The sequence below is a fragment of the Variovorax sp. GW821-FHT09B05 genome (genome assembly GCF_059418265.1).
Genome location: NZ_JBWKPN010000013.1, coordinates 204,342 through 222,629, shown reverse-complemented (window position 1 = coordinate 222,629; position 18,288 = coordinate 204,342). Strand labels below are relative to the sequence as shown.

The window sequence follows — 18,288 nt, the reverse complement described above, 5'->3', positions numbered from 1 at the left end:
GCGGCGTTCAAGGCACCAGCTTCCACTGGCCCTTGTCGAGCCGCACCACCACGCGCGAGCGGTCGTCGGAGCCGTAGCGGTTGTCGGGCTTGAAGTTGTAGACCGAGTGCGTGCCCACCAGCTCCTTGGTGCTCACGATGGCGTCGCGCAACGCGAGGCGGAACTGCGGCGTGCCGGGCTCGGCCTTGGTGGCGAGCGCGCGCTGCGCGGCGTCGAGGTAGATCAGCCAGGCATCGAAGCTGTAGGCCGAGAAGGTGTCGGTCGGTGGCGCGCCGTTGGCCTTCTGGAAGGCGGCGCGGAAGTCGAGCGCGATCTTCTTCATCGGGTTGCTGTCGGGCAGCTGCTCGGCCACCACCACCGGGCCCGTGGGCGCGAGCAGGCCATCGACCGAGGGGCCGCCGACGCGGATGAAGTCGGGGTTGATCAGCGAGTGCATGCCGTAGATCTTTCCCTTGTAGCCGCGCTCGGTCAGCGCGAGGTAGGGCAGCGCGCCTGGCGTGCCCGAGGCGCCGGTGATGACGGCGTCGGGGCGCAGCGCGACGATCTTCAGCACCTGGCCGGCGACCGAGGAGTCGCTGCGCGCATAGCGCTCGTTGCTCACCACCTTGATGCCGGCCGCGGGCGCGGCCTTGTTGAGCGCGTCGTAGACCAGGTCGCCCCAGGCGTCGGAGTAGCCGATGTAGGCCACGCTCTTCACGCCCGCCTGCTTCATCTTCTCGACCATCGCGCCCATCATCAGCGGCGCGGGCTGCGGCAGCGTCACCATCCACGCGCCCTCCTCGCCCGGCAGGTCGGCGTTGGCGATGGAGATCAGCGGGGTCCTGGTCTCGCGCGCCACGCCGGCGATGGCCAGCGAGCCCGGCGCGCCGGCGGTGCCGATGATGACGTCGACCTTGTCCTCCTCGATCAGCTTGCGCGCGTTGCGCGCGGCGGTCGAGGGATCGGAGGCATCGTCGAGCGCGATCAGCTGCACCTTGCGCCCGCCGACCTCGGACTTGTAGGCCTGCGCGGCCTTGATGCCCTTGTCGTAGGGAATGCCGAGCGAGGACACCGGCCCCGACAGCGAGGTGATGAAACCGACCTTGAGGTCTGCCGCCCAGGCGTTCGATACCGCGAGCGCACCCGCGGCCACGGCGAGGCCCGAGAGGGCACGGATTCGGGTCATGACTGTCATGCTTCTTCTCCTGGAGTGAGGGGGGTGGGTGACGGGAACTCGGTGGTGGGGATTCAGAGCGCGAGGCTGCCGACGCTGGTGCCGCCGCAGACGTAGAGCACCTGGCCGGTGACGAAGCTGTTGGCGGGGTCGGCGAAGAAGCGCACGGCGCGCGCCACGTCGGCCGATTCGCCGAGGCGGCGCACCGGCACGCTGGCGGCCAGCGCGCGTTCCTTCTCGCTGCCGGCCTCGACCACGTCGTAGAACATGTCGGTGCGGATCGGCCCGGGCGCGACCACGTTGACGGTGATGCCCTCGGGCGCGAGCTCGAGCGCCCAGGTGCGCGCCATGCCCAGCATGCCGGCCTTGGTGGCCGAGTAGCTGGTGCGCGTGGCCAGGCCCAGCGCGGCGCGCGACGACAGCAGCACCACGCGGCCGAAGCGGCGCGCGCGCATCGCGGGCAGCGCGGCCTGCACGAGCTGGATCGCGCAGCCCAGGTGCAGGTCGACCAGCGCGTCGAGGTCGGACAGCTGGACTTCGGGCAGCAGCGCGGCGCGGATCACGCCGGCGTTGTGGACCACGGTGGTCACCTCGAAGCGCGACACCAGCTCCTTCGCGGCCTCGGCCGTGGCCGCGCGGTCGGCCAGGTCGACCTCGATGCTGTGCAGCTTCGGATGGTCGATCTCGGCCTTGCGGCGCGCGAGCGAGACGACCTCGTAGCCCTGCGCGAGCAGGTCGAAGCAGATGGCCTTGCCGATGCCGGCGCTGCCGCCGGTGACGACGGCAGTCTTAGGTGCGTCGCTCATGCGTTCGCTCCCACCAGCGCGAGCACGCGCAGCGGACTGCCGCTGCCCTTCTCGATCTTCAGCGGCGGGCAGATCAGCATTGCGCCCGCGGGCGGCAGCAGGTCGAGGTTGCTCAGGCACTGCAGGCCGTAGCGGCCCGCGCCGTGCATGTAGTAGTGGCAGGGGTACGGCGGGCGCAGGTGGTAGCCCTGGCCGGCATCGGTGCCGATGGCCTCGGAGCCGAAGCCCAGCACGTCGCGCTGCTCGACCAGGAAGCGCACGGCCTCGGTGCTCGGGCCCGGGGTGTGCTGGCCGGTCTCGTCGAAGTTCTGGTAGGCCTCGGGATCGTGGCGCTTCGACCAGTCGGTGCGCATCAGCACCCAGGCCCCGGCCGGAATGCGGCCGTGCTTCGCCTCGTAGTCCTCGATGTCCGCGGGCGTGAGCAGGTAATCGGGATCGTCCTTGACCTGCGGCGAGCAGTCGATGACGCAGGCCGGCGCCACGAAGTGCTGCACGGGGATGGTGTCGACCGAGTTGTTCGGCAGGTCGCGACCCGAGATCCAGTGGATCGGCGCATCGAAGTGGGTGCCGGTGTGTTCGCCGCAGGAGAAGTTGTTCCAGTACCAGCCCGGCCCGCGCTCGTCGTACTTCGAGACCTCCTCGATGCGGAACGGCCAGCACTGGCCCATCTCGGGCGGCAGCGCGATCTGCGGGAACTCGGGCGTCAGGGTCTGGGTGAGGTCGATCACGCGGATGCCGCCGCCGGCCAGGGCGCCGGCCAGGCCCGCGAGGATCTGCGCCGGGGTGAGCGTGGGGTTGCTGGTGGTCATCGGGGAGCGCTCCTGTCTCTGTCTGTCTTCAGCTGCCGCCGGCCGCGAGTTCGCGTTCCAGCACCTTGGGGTTGTCGCGCCAGCGCTCGAGCCATTCCTGCGCCACGTCGCCGGGGTAGACGTCTTCCACGCCGTCGCGCAGCGCCTTCACGATCGCGCTCGCGAGCGCCGGAGCGCCGAGCTTGGGCGGCGGCATGTGCTGGTTCCACTCGTCGTCGATCGGGCCCGGGAACACGTTGACGACACGGATGCCGGCCGGCCGCATCTCGGCGCGCAGGCACTGGGCGAGCGAATAGGCGGCGGCCTTCGAGGCGCTGAAGGTGCCGTGCGCCGGGTAGTTGCTCAGCGCGTAGATCGACAGCAGGTTGACCCAGGCGGTGGCACCGGTGGCGCCATCGGCCGAGCGGCCCTTGAGCGCGGGACCGAACTCCTGCGCCAGCCGCAGCGCGCCGAAGTAGTTGATGTCCATCTCGGCCTTGGCCACGTCGGTGCCGCGCCGCGAGGCGATGCCGAAGGTGCGGTGCACCTCGGCGTTGTTGATGACGATGTCGACCTTGCCGCCGATGGAGCCCGCGAGCTCGGTCACCTGCCGGCCGTTGGTGAGGTCGAGCGGCACCAGCGTGACCTGCGGCAGCGCGCCGATGTCGTCGAGGCCGTCGCCGAGCTTCTTCCAGGGTTCGGCATGGCCGACCCAGACGATGTCGGCGCCGGCCTTCACGAGGGCGCGCACGATCGCCTGCCCGACCTCGGTCTTGCCGTCGGTCACCAACACCTTGCGGAACTTGGGGTCGCTGGTCATTTCTCTGAGCATCCTGTCGTCGGCCATGTGTGCACTTCCTTGGTTCGGGAATCCGATCAGTACCGCCTGTCCCGCGCGGTCGAGCCGCGCGCCCACCTTGACGCGCGAGGGCGCCTCGCCGACCTCGCCGTGCAGGTGCACCATCAGCGTCGGGCCGGCATCGAGGTGCACCAGGCCCAGCCGCCAGGGCAGGCGTTCGCGGAAGAACAGGTCGTTGCTGTGATGCAGCGTGGTGCTGCTGAGCAGCTCGCCCTCGCCGTCCTGCTCGCGCCAGGCGAGGTGCGGCGACAGGCACTTGTGGCAGGCCGCGCGCGGTGGGTACTGCACGGTGCCGCAGTCCTCGCAGGTCTGCAGCTCGAAGCGGCCCTCGGCCGCGGCGGCGGTGATGCCCAGCGCGATGCGGCCGCGCTGCCAGGGCGGCAGGTTCATCTGCCGCGTGCGCAGCACGGGGTTCTTGCGCGGGGGGCGCATGAGGGGCATGGTCATTGGCTTCTCCCCAGGAGGACGGCGCCGGTGCACAGGCAGCGGTCGTAGGTGACCATGCCGAAGCCGGCCACGAGGCCCAGCTTGGCGTCGGGCACGCGGCGCGCTCCCGCGGTGTCGGTGAGCTGGCGGATGGTCTCGGTCATGCCGAGGAAGCCGCCCGCGGCACCGGCCTGGCCCGCGGACAGCTGGCCGCCGCTGGTGTTGTTGGGAAAGCTGCCTTCGCAGGTCATGGTGTGCGAGCGCACGAAAGCCGGGCCCTCGCCCTTCTCGCAGAAGCCCAGGTCCTCGAACTGCATCATGGCGATCACGGGATAGTCGTCGTAGGTCTGGATGAAGTCGACCTGCGCGGGCGCGGCGCCGGCCTGGGCATAGAGGTCGTCGCGGTCGCGGCGCCAGCCGCCCTGCACCATCACCGGATCTTCCGAATAGGCGTTGTGGCGTTCGATGGCGCCACGGATCGCGACGTGCGCAAGGCCGAGGTCACGCGCACGCTCCTCGCTCATCACGAGGAAGGCCTCGGCCCCCGCGCAGGGCATGACGCAGTCGAACAGGTGCAAGGGCTCGGCGATGGGCCGCGCGTCCATGTATTCGTCGAGCGTGAGCGGCTTCTTGAACATGGCGTTGGGATTGCGCAGCGCATTGGCGCGCTGGTCCACCGCGATGCGTCCGAAGTCCTCGCGCTTCGCGCCGAAGCGGCGCATGTAGTGCGCGGTGATCATCGCGAAGATGGAATTGGGCCCGCCCGATCCGTAGGGATAGGTGGCATCGCGCGCGAAGTTGCTGAAGCTGCCGAGGGTCTGGCGGAAGGAGTCGACATGGTTGGTGTCGGCCGCCACGCAGGCCACGACATCGGCATCGCCGCTCTGCACCGCGCGCGCGGCACGGCGCAGGCACATCACGCCCGAGGCACCGCCCGTGGGTACGTGGTCGAGCCAGCGTGGCGAGAGGCCCAGGTGCTGGGTGACGCCTACTGCGGTGTCTGGGGCGAGCGAGAAGCTGCTGATGCAGAGGCCGTCTATTGCTTCCTTGTCTATCCCGCTGTCTTTCACCAATGCCTCGATCGCCTGGCCGAGGAACCAATGGGCGGTGAGCGTGGAGTAACGCTGGTAGGGCACCGTGACGGGGACCGCTACGGCTACGCCTTCGTAGGATTGGCGGTGGGTCATTGGTTGGACTCCACTTTGTTCGGACGGGGGTGCGTGCGGAGGACACCGGGTACTCCCCTCCGCGAATGTCCCCCGCCTTCGGCTCCTCCTTTATTTCGCTGCGGGGAGCACCCGATGCCCTCCGCACGAGAAGCGCAGTCGTTGTGCGGCCGGTTCGACCGGCGCGTCCCAGGCTCACGCCGACGGGGTACTCCCCGCAGCGAAATAAAGGAGGAGCCCGAAGGGCGGGGGACATTCGCGGAGGGGAGTACCCCGTCGGCGTGAGCCCGCCCCGAGCGAACAACGCAGAGGATTTCCATAATCACCCTTGCCTCTTCTTCAACCCACGCGTATCGATGCAATGCACCTGCCCAGGCAACCCCTGGGCCAGCACACGCAACTCCCCGCGTTGAATTTTTTGAGAAGCCGTGAGCGGCAAGGCATCGACGAACGCCACATAGCCAGGCGCCTTGTAATAGGCCAATTGGTCGAGCGCATGCGCCACGATGCTCAGCGCCATGGCGGAGCGGGCATCCTCATTCACCGCCTCGTGCAGCACGATGCAGGCCAGCACCTCGTCGCCGCGCACCGCATCGGGCGTCGCGGCCACGGCCGAGCTCTTCACCGCCGGGTGCTGGTTCAGCACGCTCTCGACCTCCACCGCCGAGATGTTCTCGCCGCTGCGGCGGATCACGTTCTTCTTGCGGTCGACGAAGCAGAGGCTGCCGTCGGATTCGCGGCGCACCATGTCGCCCGTGTGGAACCAGCCATCGGCCCAGGCCTCCTGGGTCGCGGCCTCGTCCTTGAGATAGCCCGAGAAGAAATAGCGGCGCGGATCCGGACCCGCGCTGCGCACCAGCAGTTCGCCCGGCGTGCCCACCGGCACGTCCGCGCCGGCCTCGTCGACCAGCCGCAGCTCGACGAAATCCTCGGGCCGGCCGAAGCAGCTCGTGCCGATGTGGCGCGGCTCGTGGTTCGCCATCACGCAGGCGGCGGCACCGGTCTCCGTCATGGCCCAGGCCTCGACCAGCGGGAAGCCGAAGCGCTCCTCGAACACGCCATGGTTGCGCCGGTCCACGCCGGCACCGAAGGCCCAGCGCACCGCGTGCTCGCGGTCGGAGGGCGACGCGGGCGCGGCCAGCAGCATCGCGGGCATCACGCCGAGGTAGTGGACGATGGTCGCGCCGGTCTCGCGCACGCTGTGCAGCCAGCTCTTCGGATGGAAGCGGTCGAGCTGGATCAGGCAGCCGCCGGCCACCAGGATCACCATGGTCGAGAAGGCCATCGCGTTCACATGGTTGAGCGGCAGCGGCGTGATGATCCGCTCGCGGTCGCGCCGCACCTCGCACACACCGTCGAGCCCCGCATACCACTCGCCCGCGCGGATGAAGTATTCGTTGCCCAGCATGCAGCCCTTGGGACGCCCGGTGGTGCCCGAGGTGTAGAGCAGCGCGCATTCGGTGTGGGGGCCCACGGGTTCGTGCGCGCGCGGTGCGCTGCTGCGGGCCGGCGGCACTTCGGGGTCCGAGGCCTGCATCACGTCGAGCGTGGCACCTTCGCGCTGCGCCGCCGCGCGCAGGTCATCGGCACGCTGCGGCAGGCTCACCGCGAGCTCGATCCCGCTGTGGCCGATCAGGTAGGCCAGCTCGGCCGCGCGCATCTCGGCATTGATCGGCACCACGCTCACGCCGAGCGCATTGAGCGCGAACCAGTGGTACAGGAAGGCCGGCCGGTTCTCGAGCAGCAGCCCGACGCGGTGGCCATGGCCGTAGCCCGCGCGTGCATAGGCTTCGCGCAGCCGGTCGACCTCGGCCACGGCCTCGCGCCAGCGGATGCCGACGGCCTCGATGCCATAGCTCGCGGCCGTGACCGGCTCGACGCACAGGAACTCGGCCTCGGGCGTGCGCGCCGCCGAGGCGGCGAAGGCGGCATGGACGGTGGGATGGGTCATCGCGGTGTCCGTCCGTTCAGATGAAGAGCTGCACCGCGGGCAGCGCCGCGTCGCAGTTCAGCAGGTTCACGCGCTTGAGCGTCATGCGCAGTGCGCCGTCCTGCCACAGCAGGTGGTGGAAGAAGGTGCCGACGTAGAACTCCAGCTCGTCGCCCTGGCACTCGGTGTAGTGGAACTCCGTGCGCACCACGTAGCGGTTGGCGGCTTCGTCGAATTCCTCGACCGTGGGCGCCTGCAGCAGGTGGTGGCAGCGGCTCGGCGGCTGCTGCGAGAAGGCGCGCGGGCTCTTCAGGCGCTCGATGCGCAGCTCGCGCAGCAGCTTGTCCTCGTACATGTGCGAGGTGTGGTTGATGCCGTCCTCCTGGTCGGGAATCAGCGGCACCCAGTAGAAGGCCTCGTCGGTGAAGAGCGCGTTCCACTCCTCGTAGCGCTTGGCGTCGAGCAGGCGGCACTCGCGCACCACGAAGTCGACCAGCTGCTGGTGCGTGACGACGGCGCTCATCACATCGTCTCCGTCATGTAGCGTGCCCAGCTGCGGTACTGGTTGCGCATCGGCAGTTCGCTGGTGCCGACGGTGGTGGCCTCGCCGCTGCGCTCGGCCTCGCCGTCCTCGAAGTTGCGGTGCAGGCTCACCCACTCGTTGCCGCTGGCATGCAGCCCGGCCTGCATGCCGCGGTAGGCCTGCAGGTCGTCGTGCCCCACCACCGAGAACGGCGAGTTGATGAGCCGGCTGTACATGGTGGTGCGCTGCAGCAGCTCGGGCGGCGCGCCCTTGAGGCGGAAGGTCCAGCTCTCGACGATCGACATGCCGGCCGAGACCGGCTTGACCACGCGGATCGCCTGGATCGCGCCCTTGATCGTGAGGTTCGGGTAGTAGACCGTGTTGTGGCGTGCCATGCCGAGGATCTGCGCGGTGCGCTCCTCGCCGTAGCGGGCCTTCATCGCGTCGTCGTACGCGGGGATCGCCTTGTACTTGCTGTGGATGCTGAAGTTGACGCCCGTGAAGCTGTGGCCGTTGTCGTAGGTGCGAACGCCCATGTCCTCGAAGAACTTGTAGTCGGACATGAAGGGCACGAACTGCTCGATCGCCATCGGCTTGGGTTCGTCGGCGGGCTTGCCGGCCCACATGGTCTTGGCGGTGCCGGCCGAGGACTCGTGCGCCACCATCGGGTGCATGGTGTCGTTGAGGTTCTCGACGAACATCTTCCAGTTGCACTGGTGCGTGAAGCGCAGGCAGCCGCCGGCGATCTCGAGCTCGCCCTCGGGCGAGCGGTCGGCCATGTTGTCGATCGAGCTCAGCGAGTCGCCGAAGTACTCCTCGAACGAGGGTCCGACATCGTTGATCTTCACGAAGACGAAGCCGCGGTAGCTGCGCACGCCGGCCACCGGCACCAGCCCCTTCGAGGCCTCGCAGTCGTGCAGCTGCGTGCCCTCGTAGCCGTTCTTCAGCGGGATCGACAGCAGCGAGCCGTCGGTCTTGAAGGTCCAGGCGTGGTAGGGGCAGCGAAAGAACTTGCCGGTGTTGCCGCAGGGCGCGCTCACCAGCCGCGAACCCTTGTGGGCGCAGCGGTTCATCAGCACGCGCACGCTGCCGTCGGCATGGCGCACCACGATCAGCGGCCGGCCCGCGATCTCGTTGGTGATGTAGTCGCCGGGCTTGGGGAGCTGGCTCTCGTGGCCGACGTAGTTCCAGGTGTTGGCGAAGAAGTGCTCCTGCTCGAGCGCGAAGATCTCCTCGCTGATGTAGAGGTCGCGGTGCACGCGGTCGGGCCGCACCAGCGCGCGAACCGCGTCGGGATTGCCTCGGTAGCTGGTCATGCGTGGACTCCTTGGGTTCAGAGGTCGAGCACCAGCCGCTGGCCCTTGGCGCGGGAGATGCAGATCTGGATCACGTTGCCCGCGGCCTTCTCGCGCGCCGTGAGCACGTAGTCGCGGTGGTCGATCTCGCCGTCGATCACGGGCACGGCGCACACGCCGCATTCGCCGCGCTTGCAGTCGAACATCGGGTCGCAGCCGTGCTCGATCAGGCAGTCGAGGATGCTCTGGTCGGCCGGCACGCTGAAGCGCTGGCCCGACATCGCGAGCTCGACCTCGAAGGCATGGTCGCCCTCCTCCACCACGGGTGCGGTGAAGAGTTCGAAGTGCACGCGGTCGCTGTTCCAGCCGCGCGCCTGGGTCTGGGCCAGCACCGCGTCGAGCATGGGCTTGGGGCCGCAGACATAGAGCTGGTCGGCCGGATCGCAGCGCGCGAGCAGCGCGCCCACGTCGAAGGGCGCGCCCTTGGCTTCGTCGTCGTGCAGCAGCAGGTCGGGGCCCAGCAGCTCGCCGAGCTCGGGCAGGAAGGCCATCAGCGCGCGGCTGCGGCCCGCGTAGTGCAGTTCCACCGGCAGGCCCTGCGCCCGGCGGTGCGCGGCCATGCTCGCGAGCGGCGTGATGCCGATGCCGCCGGCCAGCAGCACCGCGCGGCCCGCGCCGCCGTGCAGCGGGAAATCGTTCTTCGGCGGCTCGGCCTCGAGGGTGTCGCCCTCGCGCAGCCGCTCGTGCATGAAGCGCGAGCCGCCGCGGCCCGCGGCCTCCTTGCGCACCGCGATCAGGTACTCGGCCGGTGCCGGCTGGCCGCCCGCCGCGAAGTCGATCAGCGAATAGTGGCGCCAGTCCGACTGGCCGTTGCCGAGGTCGACGCGCACGCGGATGTGGGCGCCGGCCTCGAAGCCCGGCAGCGCGGCGCCATCGTCGGCGCGCAGGCGGAACAGCCGGACCAGCGGATTGAGTTCGCGCGCCTCGGCGACGCGCAGGCGAAGGGTCGTGGGATCGGAGGCCATGGTGTCGTCTCTTCTTCGTCGTTCAGGCCAGCGCGTGGCGCACCAGCGCCGCCTGCAGCTGGTGGCCGTGCTCGTCGGCCAGCGCGGCATTGCGCAGTTCGCGCAAGGTGGCCGGCGCGAGCGCATCGCCGGCGCGGCGCAGGGCCGCCATCACGGTGTCGTAGTTGCGCAGGCCGCGTTCGTGCGTGTCGCTGTAGCCCTTGACCAGCCGCTGGCACTGCGCGACCTCGATCGCGAGCTCGGTGTTGCGCGCGGCGGTGGTGGCGATCTCGGCCAGCCAGGCCTCGATGCGCCGGTTCTCGTCCGCGTAGCGCAGCGTGGAACGGCGCCAGCGGCCCATGCCGGCCACGGTGGACAGCAACAGGTAGCCGTGCAGCGAGCTGGTCTGCACCACGCGGCCTTTCTGCGTGAAGCGCTCGACCAGGCCGCGCGCCCAGCCGGTGCGCATGAGCCAGCGGCCCAGGCCCGCGGGCAGGGTCTCGCAGATCTCCTGCAGCCGCGGATGCATGTACTCGTGGATCGCGAGCAGCTGGTCGGCCTGCACGCGCGACTCGTCGCGCACGCGGTCGAAGCGGGTCGCGCGGATCTTGAGCGATGCGACGCGCGCCGTGTCTTCGTAGGACATCCACAGCGCCAGGTGGCGCGCCGCGACCTCGAGCAGCGCCGGGCTGCCGAGCGACTGCAGCGCGGCGGCGCGGTCGAGGTAGAGGCCCGCATAGGCCGGGTCCTGGTAGTCGATGAGGCGGCGCACGCCCTCGAGCAGCAGCGCCTGCTGCGCCGGCGCGAAATCCTTCTGCACCCGCTCGACCAGCGCGCGCACCGCGGGATGGCGCGGCTGCGGCGGTGCGGCCGGCGGCAGGGCCGGCGCGGGCGCCTCGCCCTCCTCGGCCTGGGCGCGCGCGAAGGCGGCACCGAAGGCGCGCAGGCTGGGCTTCACGCCGACGCCGCCGCGCTCGATGGTGGCCTCGAACTGGGCGCGGCCGAAGGGCAGCACGCCCGAACCCGCGAGCGCGCCGAACAGCACGGCGCTGATCACGCTGCCCGCGTCCTCGGCGGCCTGCGCCATGTCGAAGCGGATGAAGCGGTGCGCGGCGCGCGCCGCATGCGCGAGCAGTTCGCGGCTGTCGACGCGGCCGTCGCCCATCGCGCTCTTTTCGGCGATCGAATAGACGCGGTGCGTCGAGGCGATCAGCGTGGTGCGGTCGGGCGTGACCAGCCCGCGCTGCACCGCGCGGCCGGCTTCCATCAGCTCGGAGGCGAGCACCAGGTCGACGTCGCCGGGCAGCGGCATCAGCGCCAGCACCGGCTGGCCGCCGTCGGCGCGCGCGGCGGCCTCGGGGAACAGCTCCACGTAGTAGATGGTGGCGCCGGTGCGCTGCGCCACGCCGGGCACGGAGGTGGTCTGGGCGACCCAGCCGTTGGCCTCGCCCATGTCGACGATCCAGTCGGCCAGCACGCCGCCGCCCTCGCCGCCCATGGCGAGGATCGCGATCTTGATCGGTTGTGGGGTGGTCATCGGCGCGCTCAGAACGAATAGGCCTCGCGCCGGCGCGCCGCGCCGCGCTGCAGCCAGCCGATGACGGCGCCGCGCACACGCTCGCGCAGGCGGTCCCAACCGGTGGGATTGCTGACGATGCGCGCCTTGTAGAACGAGGGGCACAGCACGGCCGCGTGCGAGACGTCGCCGCAGTTGCCGCAGCCCACGCAGCTCTCGAGCACGGTGGCGACCGGGTCGGTGCGCAGCGGATCGGGATTGGTCTTGATCGACAGCGAGGGGCAGCCCGAGAGCCGGATGCAGGAGTGGTCGCCGGTGCAGGTGTCGGCATCGACGCCGAACTTCTCGCGCACCATGCGCTTGCCGTCGGCGATGGCCTTGCGCACCAGCGGCTTCTCGCGCCGCTGCTTGTTGAGCATGCACTCGGACTGCGCGATCAGGACCTTCGGTCCCTTCTCCTTGGTGGTCAGCGCCTCCTTGAGCGCATCGCGCATGCCGGCCACGTCGTAGGTGCGGCGGATGGTGCGCACCCAGTTCACGCCCACGCCGCGCACCGCGCGCTCGATCGCATGGCCGGTGCTGCGGGTGGCGTTGACGGCCTTCGACGACAGGATGTCCTGCCCGCCGGTGGCCGAGGTGTAGTTGTTGTCGACGACGATCGTGAGGTTGTCGCTCTGGTTGAACACCGCGTTGGCGACGCCGCTCGTGAGGCCGTTGTGCCAGAAACCGCCGTCGCCCATCATCGCGATCGCGCGCTTGCCGCGCGGCGCGCCCATGGCGGCCGCGCCCGCGCCGCCGAGGCCGTAGCCCATGGTGGTGTTGCCGATGTGGAACGGCGGCAGGATTGAGAACAGGTGGCAGCCGATGTCGGCGCTCACGTGGTGCGGGCCGAGCTCGCGCTCGACCAGCTTCATCGCGCTGAAGATCGGGCGCTCGGGGCAGCCGGTGCAGAAGCCCGGCGGGCGCGCGTGCACGCTGTCGGCCAGCGGCGCGGCCGGCTCGCTCGGCAGCTCGATCAGCGGGATCACCTTGCGCACCGGGGCCGGCACGGGCGCGGCCGGTTGCGGCGCGAGGCGGCCGTAGCGCTCGCAGAAGACGCGCGCGCCCTGCAGCAACTCGGCGGCCGTGTACTCGCCGGCCACCGGCAACATGTCCTTGCCGTGCAGCGCGGTGGTCACGCCGCGCTGGCGCAGGATGGTCGCGATGTTCTGCTCGATGAAGTTGGGCTGGCCCTCCTCCACCATCAGCACCGCGCGCTTGCCTTCGCAGAAGCGCACCACCTCGCTGTCGATCACCGGGTAGGCGACGTTCATCACGTACAGCGGGATGCGGCTGTTGCCGTAGACGTCGGCCAGGCCCAGGCGCTCGAGCGCGCGCACCAGCGTGTTGTAGCTGCCGCCCTGCACCACGATGCCGATGTCGTCGGCGCCGTCGGCGAAGAACTCGTTGAGGCCGCGCTCCTCGATGAAGCGCACGGCCGCGGGCCAGCGCTCCTTCACCTTCTCCTGCTCGTGCACGAAGCTCGCGGGCGGCAGCACGATGCGGCTCACGTCGCGCCGCGGGTTCTCGGCCGCCTCCTGCACCGAGTAGGCGGCGCGGCGGTTGTCGGCGGCAATGAACTGGCCGTGCACGTGGCAGGCGCGGATGCGCAGCTGCAGCATCACGGGCGTGTGGCTGGCCTCGGAGAGCTCGAAGCCCTGCTTCACGGCCTCGACGATGCTCGGCAGGTTGGGCCGCGGATCGAGCAGCCAGATCTGCGACTTCATCGCGAAGGCATGGCTGCGCTCCTGCATGATCGAGGAGCCTTCGCCGTAGTCCTCGCCCACGATCACCAGCGCGCCGCCGGTCACGCCGCCCGAGGCGAGGTTGGCCAGCGCATCGGATGCGACGTTGGTGCCGACCGTGGCCTTGAAGGTCACGGCACCGCGCAGCGGATAGTTGACCGAGGCCGCGAGCGTGGCGGCGGCCGTGGCCTCGCTCGCGCTGTTCTCGAAACGGATGCCCTGGTCGGCGAGGATGTCCTGCGCATCGGCCAGCACGTCCATCAGGTGCGAGATCGGCGCGCCCTGGTAGCCCGCGACGTACGACACGCCCGATTCGAGCAGCGCCTTGGTGACGGCGAGGATGCCTTCGCCGCGGAACACTTCACCGGCGGACAGCCGCAGTTTCTTCACTTCTTCGACAAACGAACGCTCGGCCATGGCTTGCTCTTTTCCTGGATCGACGTCACCGTGTGGGCGGTGGCCCGTTCATGCATCACCTGCAGAAAAGCGATGAGTGCTTGTACGGGCCTTGGTACGTATACTGTTTAGAAATGAATCTATCCACAATCATGAATAACCCTAGACACGCAAGCCGCGTGCCACTTTCGGGTCGTTCGATGTGCATCGGGAGAACGCATGGGAAGCACTGAAAAGAAGCCGCAGCGCTTCGTCGACAACTATCTGCCCGCGCTGCTCGCGCAGGCGAGCCAGCTGATCTCCTCGGAGTTCCACGAGGTGGCGCGGCAGGAGGGTTTCTCGGTGTCGGAGTGGCGCGTGATGGCCTCGCTCGCGGGCGGCGATGCGGTGAGCATCGGCCGGCTCGCGCAGATCACCGTGACCAAGCAGCCGACCGTGACGCGGCTCCTCGACCGCATGGAAACGCAGGGCCAGGTCGAGCGCATTCCCCATGAGAGCGATCGCCGCATCACGCTGGTGCGCATCACCCGCAAGGGTGCGGCCAAGGTGGAGCATCTGATGCAGCTCGCGAGCGAGCACGAGCGCCGCGTGCTCGAGCCCTTCGGCCTCACGCGCGCGGAGGAACTCAAGAACACGCTGCGGCTGATGATCCAGCTGCATGCGCATGCGCCGACGGACGCGGCGCAGGAAGAGGACGACGAGTAGCGCTGAAGCTCAGTCCGCGACGAGCACCGCGCGGCCTCGATGGCCGCGCTGCGCGATCCAGTCCAGCGCCCGTGCCGCTTCGTCGAACGCGAAGCGTTGCACCGCGAGCCGCAGCCTTCCGTCGGCCAATCGCTCGAGCAATCGAGGCACGGCCGCGCGGCCCTGCGCCTCGCGCCGGAACATGTTGAGCGGCAGCAGGCTCACGTCGCGCTGCATGAAGGCCGGCAGCGAGAGCGACAGGGTCTCGCCCGCCGTGTAGCCGATCAGCACCGCGCGGCCACCGGGCAGCACGCGGCCCAGCAGCGTGGCGAGCACATCGCCGCCGACGGTATCGATCAGCACCTCGGCCTCTTGCGACGGCGCTTCGATGCCGGGCCGCCACTCGACGATGTCCGCGCCCGCAGGCAAGCCATGGTCGGCGGACGCATCGGCCACCACCGCGCAGACCTTCGCACCGATCTCGAGCGCGAGCTGCACCGCGAGCGAGCCGACCGCACCGCTCGCGCCCGTGACCATCACGCGCTCGCCTGCGCGCACGCGCGCCACCTCGTGCAACGCGACCCAGGCCGAGGTGCAGGGCGAGAAGAAGGCCGAGCCCAGTGCCATGTCGAGGCCCTCGGGCAGTTCGCCGAGCGCGGCGTCGGGCGCATCGGCGATCTCGCACCAGGTGCCGTCGAACTGCGTGCCGAGGCCGCTGCCGCGCAGCCACACGCGCTGGCCCGACGCGAAGCGTTCGCTGTGGATCACGATGCCCGCGCCCTCGACACCGGGCGTGTACGGCAAGGGCGGTGGACGCAGGAAACCGCCGCGCCACACGGTGCGGTCGATGTGGCCGACGGTCGCGGCTTGGATGCGCACCAGGCTGCGGCCCGGCGCGGGCACGGGATCGGGCCGCTGCTCGATGCGCGGCGGCGCGCCCCATTGCGCGATGCGCACGGCCTTCATGCGAGGCCCGCGAGGAAGTCGTCCACGCAGCGCGCGAAGGCTTCGGGCAACTGGTCGGGCAGCGGCACCATGCCGCCTTCGATGTCGGCGATGCGCACGCTGGCCGCGTGGCGCAGATGCTGCGCGAGCTCCTGCGCATGCGGCGAGGCGAAAGGATCCTCGGGCGCGCGCACGATCAGCACGGGCTGCGTGACGCGATCGATGCGCTCTTCCATGCGGTACGAGGCCACGGCGCGATGGCCTTCCTCGAGCCGCCGGCCGACCTTGAGCGCATCGAGCACGAAGGCCTCGAGCAGCTCGGGCCGGTTCGGCGGATAGAAGCCCTGCCGCTTGCCCCACAGTGCCGCGAGGTGGCTGCCGTCTTCGCTGGGCTCGACCTCATCGATCGGCGGACGCTCGGCACGCGCGCGGCGAAAGGCTGCGCCGGTGTAGGGGGTCGAGGACAGCACCAGCGCGCGCACGCGCGCGCCGAGCGCGGCCGCGAGTTCGATCGCGATCACGCCGCCCGTGTGATGGCCGACCACGGCGATGCGTTCGATGCGCAGCGCATCGAGCAGCTCGGCCGCGACGCGGGCCCAGTGCGCGATCGAGGCGGGCTCGCTGCCCGCGGCCGAATCGCCGAAGCCCACGGTGTCCATCGCGATCGCGCGATGCCGCGCGCCGAGCAGGGGCAGCACCGCTTCGTACTCGCGCCAACTGCGCGGCGACTGGTGCAGCAGCAGCACCGGCGGCGCATCGATGTCGCCGCAGCTCGCGTGGTGCACCTGCCCGACCGACAGATCGGCGAAGGCGCGGCGGATGGTCGGCGTCATGGCAGCGTGCGTTCGGCCGCGGGCTGCCAGAGGCCCGCGTGGCGCAGCATGCCGAGCGTGCGCGAGAGCACGTCGCGGCGGTAGGCGGCGGTGTCGGTGCCTTCGTAGGCATAGAAGCCGCTGCCGCTCTTGAGGCCGAGCCGCCCCTCCTCCACCATGCGGTCGACGATGGCCGGCGCGGTGTAGCGCCCCTTGTCGATCGAGGCCGACATCTCGCGGCTCGCGTGGTGCAGGATGTCGCAGCCGCCGAAGTCGATGAACTCGACCACGCCGAGCGCCGCGAAGCGCAGGCCGAGGCCGTGGCGCGTGGCCTTGTCGATCTCCTCGGCGGTGGCGGCGCCCTCCTCGATCATGCGCGCGGCCTCGTTCATGATCAGCGCCTGCAGCCGCGGCACGATGTAGCCGGGCGTGGGCCCGCACACCACGGGCAGCTTGCCGATCGCTTCCATGATCTCGCGCGTGCGCGCCAGCACGGCGGGGTCGGTGCCCGGATGGCAGCTCAGTTCGACCACGGGGATCACGTAGGCCGGGTTGAGCCAGTGCATGTTGAGGAAGCGCTCGGGCCTGCGCACCAGCGCCGCGAGCTGCGTGACCAGGATGCTGCTGGTGGTCGAGGTCAGGATCGCGTCGTCGCGGCAATGGGCGTTGATCTGTTCGAAGGCCTCGCGCTTGGCCGCCAGCGTTTCGGGCACGCCCTCGAACACCAGCTCGGCCTGCGCGAGCGCCGCCGGCGCCTGCGCCGCGCGCACGTACTGCACGCGCGCCGCGATGGCCTCGGCCTGCGCCGCATCGATCACGCCGAGTTGCGCCAGGCCCGCGAGGCTGGCCGCGATCTCCTGCCGTGCCTCGTCGTGCAGCCTGTTCCAGGCCTCGTCGCCGCGCACGCGCAGGTCGACCAGCGCGATGCGGTGGCCCGCGTAGGCGAAGGCGATCGCGATGCCGCGGCCCATGCGCCCCGCGCCGACCGCGGCGAAGCGGACCGGCTCATTCGCCATCGTGCAGCCTCTGGCGCAGCGCGTCGGCCGAAAGATCCGCGAGGCCCAGGGCCTCGAAGCTGCGCGGCCCCTGGCGCAGGTCGCGGCCGAGGAAGCCGCCGACGATCGCGAGCAGGCCGTGGGCGATCGGTGCGTCGACGCCCGCATGCCTTGCAGCCGAGGCGAGGAAGGCCAGGCCGAGCTCGGTGTCTTCCGTGATGTAGCGGTGGCCGTGCAGGTCGATGTTCTCGCGCCAGTCGCCCGACTTCACGAGCTGCTTGTGGGCATCGCCGTACATCCAGCGATCGTTGTCGTAGTGGTCGGCCAGCGGATAGTGCGGGCCGCCGTGGCCGAAGGCCTCGCGCACCGCGATGCGCTCGCGGTCGAGCTGGTCGGTCACGGCGCGCACCGCGGGCTGCGTGCCTTCGTTGTGGATGTCCCAGCGCTCGAAGTGCTGCAGCGGCGCGGCATTCATCACCATCAGCGGCGGATGGATGACGGGGCCGGCATTCATCAGCGCGCCCGAGAGCGCGTCGCCGCAGCCGTGCACGCTCGGGTAGGCCACGCGGATGGTGTCGATCGCCTGCGCGGCCTTGCGTGCCGGATAGACGCCGGTGGGCAGGCGGATGGCGCGGATCGTGACGTTGACCTCGCGCTCGCCATGCTTGCGCGCCAGGTAGGGCAAGGTGCCGGTCTCGGCCCAGGCCACGTCGGCGCGGTTGCCGGCCTCGCGCACGGTGCGCGCCATCACGTAGCTGCCGAAGGTGCCGGGCGGCAGGAACACCACTTGGCCGTCGACCAGGTGCGGCGCCATGGCGCGCGCGATGAAGTCCTGCGCGATGGCCGGGGTCGGCAGCACGATGAGTTCGGCATCGCGCAGCGCGGCGCCGATGTCGGCGGTGGGCAGCGCGATCGGCACCTCGCGCACGCCGCGCGCATCCTTGAGCACGATGCTGCCGCTGTCGATGACCGGCTGCAGCGCGGCCGCGTCGCGGCGCCACAGCCGCACTTCATGCCCGGCTTCGGACAGATCGGCGGCGGCCGCATAGGCCCCATGGCCGCCACCCAGGATCGCGATTTTCATGGTCGAAGGGTCGAAAAGCTGAGGTTGATGAACCGGCCACCGACGATGCGGAACCGGAATGCAGGACTGCGCGCGTCCAATACATTACTTTTCATCAATTCAGACGTCAACCAAAATCGGCG

Annotated in this window: 16 protein-coding genes; 1 reads left to right on the top strand and 15 read right to left on the bottom strand. The window is 70.1% G+C overall.

Annotated elements, in window-relative coordinates; translation table 11 throughout:
* Positions 1-7: 7 nt before the first annotated feature.
* The 11 genes from AC07RM_RS29760 to AC07RM_RS29710 form a co-directional block, all read right to left on the bottom strand.
* Positions 8-1,174 carry an ABC transporter substrate-binding protein gene (locus AC07RM_RS29760; protein WP_495336802.1) on the bottom strand — a complete coding sequence of 389 codons (1,167 nt, stop codon included), beginning with the start codon at positions 1,172-1,174 and terminating at the stop codon, positions 8-10.
* 53 nt (positions 1,175-1,227) lie between these two features.
* Entirely contained in the window at positions 1,228-1,959 is a 732-nt protein-coding gene (locus AC07RM_RS29755; RefSeq protein WP_495336801.1) for an SDR family oxidoreductase, read from the bottom strand.
* Positions 1,956-2,768, bottom strand: coding sequence for a cyclase family protein (locus AC07RM_RS29750; RefSeq protein WP_395348415.1), 813 nt, complete (start codon positions 2,766-2,768; stop codon positions 1,956-1,958). The genes AC07RM_RS29755 and AC07RM_RS29750 overlap by 4 nt, the downstream gene beginning before the upstream one ends.
* A 28-nt stretch (positions 2,769-2,796) precedes the next feature.
* Positions 2,797-4,053, bottom strand: coding sequence for an SDR family NAD(P)-dependent oxidoreductase (locus AC07RM_RS29745; RefSeq protein ID WP_203204949.1), 1,257 nt, complete (start codon positions 4,051-4,053; stop codon positions 2,797-2,799).
* The gene (locus tag AC07RM_RS29740; protein WP_296794583.1) at positions 4,050-5,219 is read right to left on the bottom strand and encodes a thiolase family protein; all 1,170 of its coding nucleotides are present in this window, start codon (positions 5,217-5,219) and stop codon (positions 4,050-4,052) included. Before AC07RM_RS29740 ends, AC07RM_RS29745 begins: the two co-directional genes overlap by 4 nt.
* A 301-nt stretch (positions 5,220-5,520) precedes the next feature.
* A complete protein-coding gene (locus AC07RM_RS29735; RefSeq protein ID WP_495336800.1) occupies positions 5,521-7,149 on the bottom strand; it encodes an AMP-binding protein in 1,629 nt (542 codons plus the stop codon).
* 16 nt (positions 7,150-7,165) lie between these two features.
* Positions 7,166-7,651 (bottom strand): aromatic-ring-hydroxylating dioxygenase subunit beta, encoded by a 486-nt coding sequence (locus tag AC07RM_RS29730; RefSeq protein WP_495336799.1) that lies wholly within the window; start codon positions 7,649-7,651, stop codon positions 7,166-7,168.
* Entirely contained in the window at positions 7,651-8,967 is a 1,317-nt protein-coding gene (locus AC07RM_RS29725; protein ID WP_093348943.1) for an aromatic ring-hydroxylating dioxygenase subunit alpha, read from the bottom strand. The genes AC07RM_RS29730 and AC07RM_RS29725 overlap by 1 nt, the downstream gene beginning before the upstream one ends.
* 17 nt (positions 8,968-8,984) lie before the next feature.
* On the bottom strand, positions 8,985-9,971 hold the full coding sequence (locus AC07RM_RS29720) for a PDR/VanB family oxidoreductase (RefSeq protein WP_495336798.1): 987 nt from the start codon (positions 9,969-9,971) through the stop codon (positions 8,985-8,987).
* A gap of 22 nt (positions 9,972-9,993) precedes the next feature.
* A complete protein-coding gene (locus tag AC07RM_RS29715) occupies positions 9,994-11,487 on the bottom strand; it encodes an indolepyruvate oxidoreductase subunit beta family protein (RefSeq protein WP_495336797.1) in 1,494 nt (497 codons plus the stop codon).
* 8 nt (positions 11,488-11,495) lie between these two features.
* Positions 11,496-13,667, bottom strand: coding sequence for a thiamine pyrophosphate-dependent enzyme (locus tag AC07RM_RS29710; protein WP_495336796.1), 2,172 nt, complete (start codon positions 13,665-13,667; stop codon positions 11,496-11,498).
* A 198-nt stretch (positions 13,668-13,865) separates the two neighbouring features.
* Between AC07RM_RS29710 and AC07RM_RS29705 the strand changes: the two genes are divergently transcribed.
* The gene (locus tag AC07RM_RS29705; protein WP_398501153.1) at positions 13,866-14,351 is read left to right on the top strand and encodes a MarR family winged helix-turn-helix transcriptional regulator; all 486 of its coding nucleotides are present in this window, start codon (positions 13,866-13,868) and stop codon (positions 14,349-14,351) included.
* A 9-nt stretch (positions 14,352-14,360) separates the two neighbouring features.
* Here AC07RM_RS29705 and AC07RM_RS29700 read toward each other — a convergent pair whose 3' ends face one another.
* Genes AC07RM_RS29700 through AC07RM_RS29685 form a run of 4 tightly spaced genes read right to left on the bottom strand, consistent with a single transcriptional unit; the run spans position 14,361 to position 18,166 of the window.
* A complete protein-coding gene (locus AC07RM_RS29700) occupies positions 14,361-15,296 on the bottom strand; it encodes a quinone oxidoreductase family protein (protein ID WP_495336795.1) in 936 nt (311 codons plus the stop codon).
* Positions 15,293-16,108: an alpha/beta fold hydrolase gene (locus AC07RM_RS29695; protein ID WP_495336794.1), complete on the bottom strand. Its 816-nt coding sequence runs from the start codon at positions 16,106-16,108 to the stop codon at positions 15,293-15,295. Before AC07RM_RS29695 ends, AC07RM_RS29700 begins: the two co-directional genes overlap by 4 nt.
* The gene (locus AC07RM_RS29690; RefSeq protein WP_495336793.1) at positions 16,105-17,103 is read right to left on the bottom strand and encodes a 3-hydroxybutyryl-CoA dehydrogenase; all 999 of its coding nucleotides are present in this window, start codon (positions 17,101-17,103) and stop codon (positions 16,105-16,107) included. The genes AC07RM_RS29695 and AC07RM_RS29690 overlap by 4 nt, the downstream gene beginning before the upstream one ends.
* On the bottom strand, positions 17,093-18,166 hold the full coding sequence (locus AC07RM_RS29685) for an NAD/NADP-dependent octopine/nopaline dehydrogenase family protein (protein ID WP_093348923.1): 1,074 nt from the start codon (positions 18,164-18,166) through the stop codon (positions 17,093-17,095). Before AC07RM_RS29685 ends, AC07RM_RS29690 begins: the two co-directional genes overlap by 11 nt.
* Between the last annotated feature and the right edge of the window lie 122 nt (positions 18,167-18,288).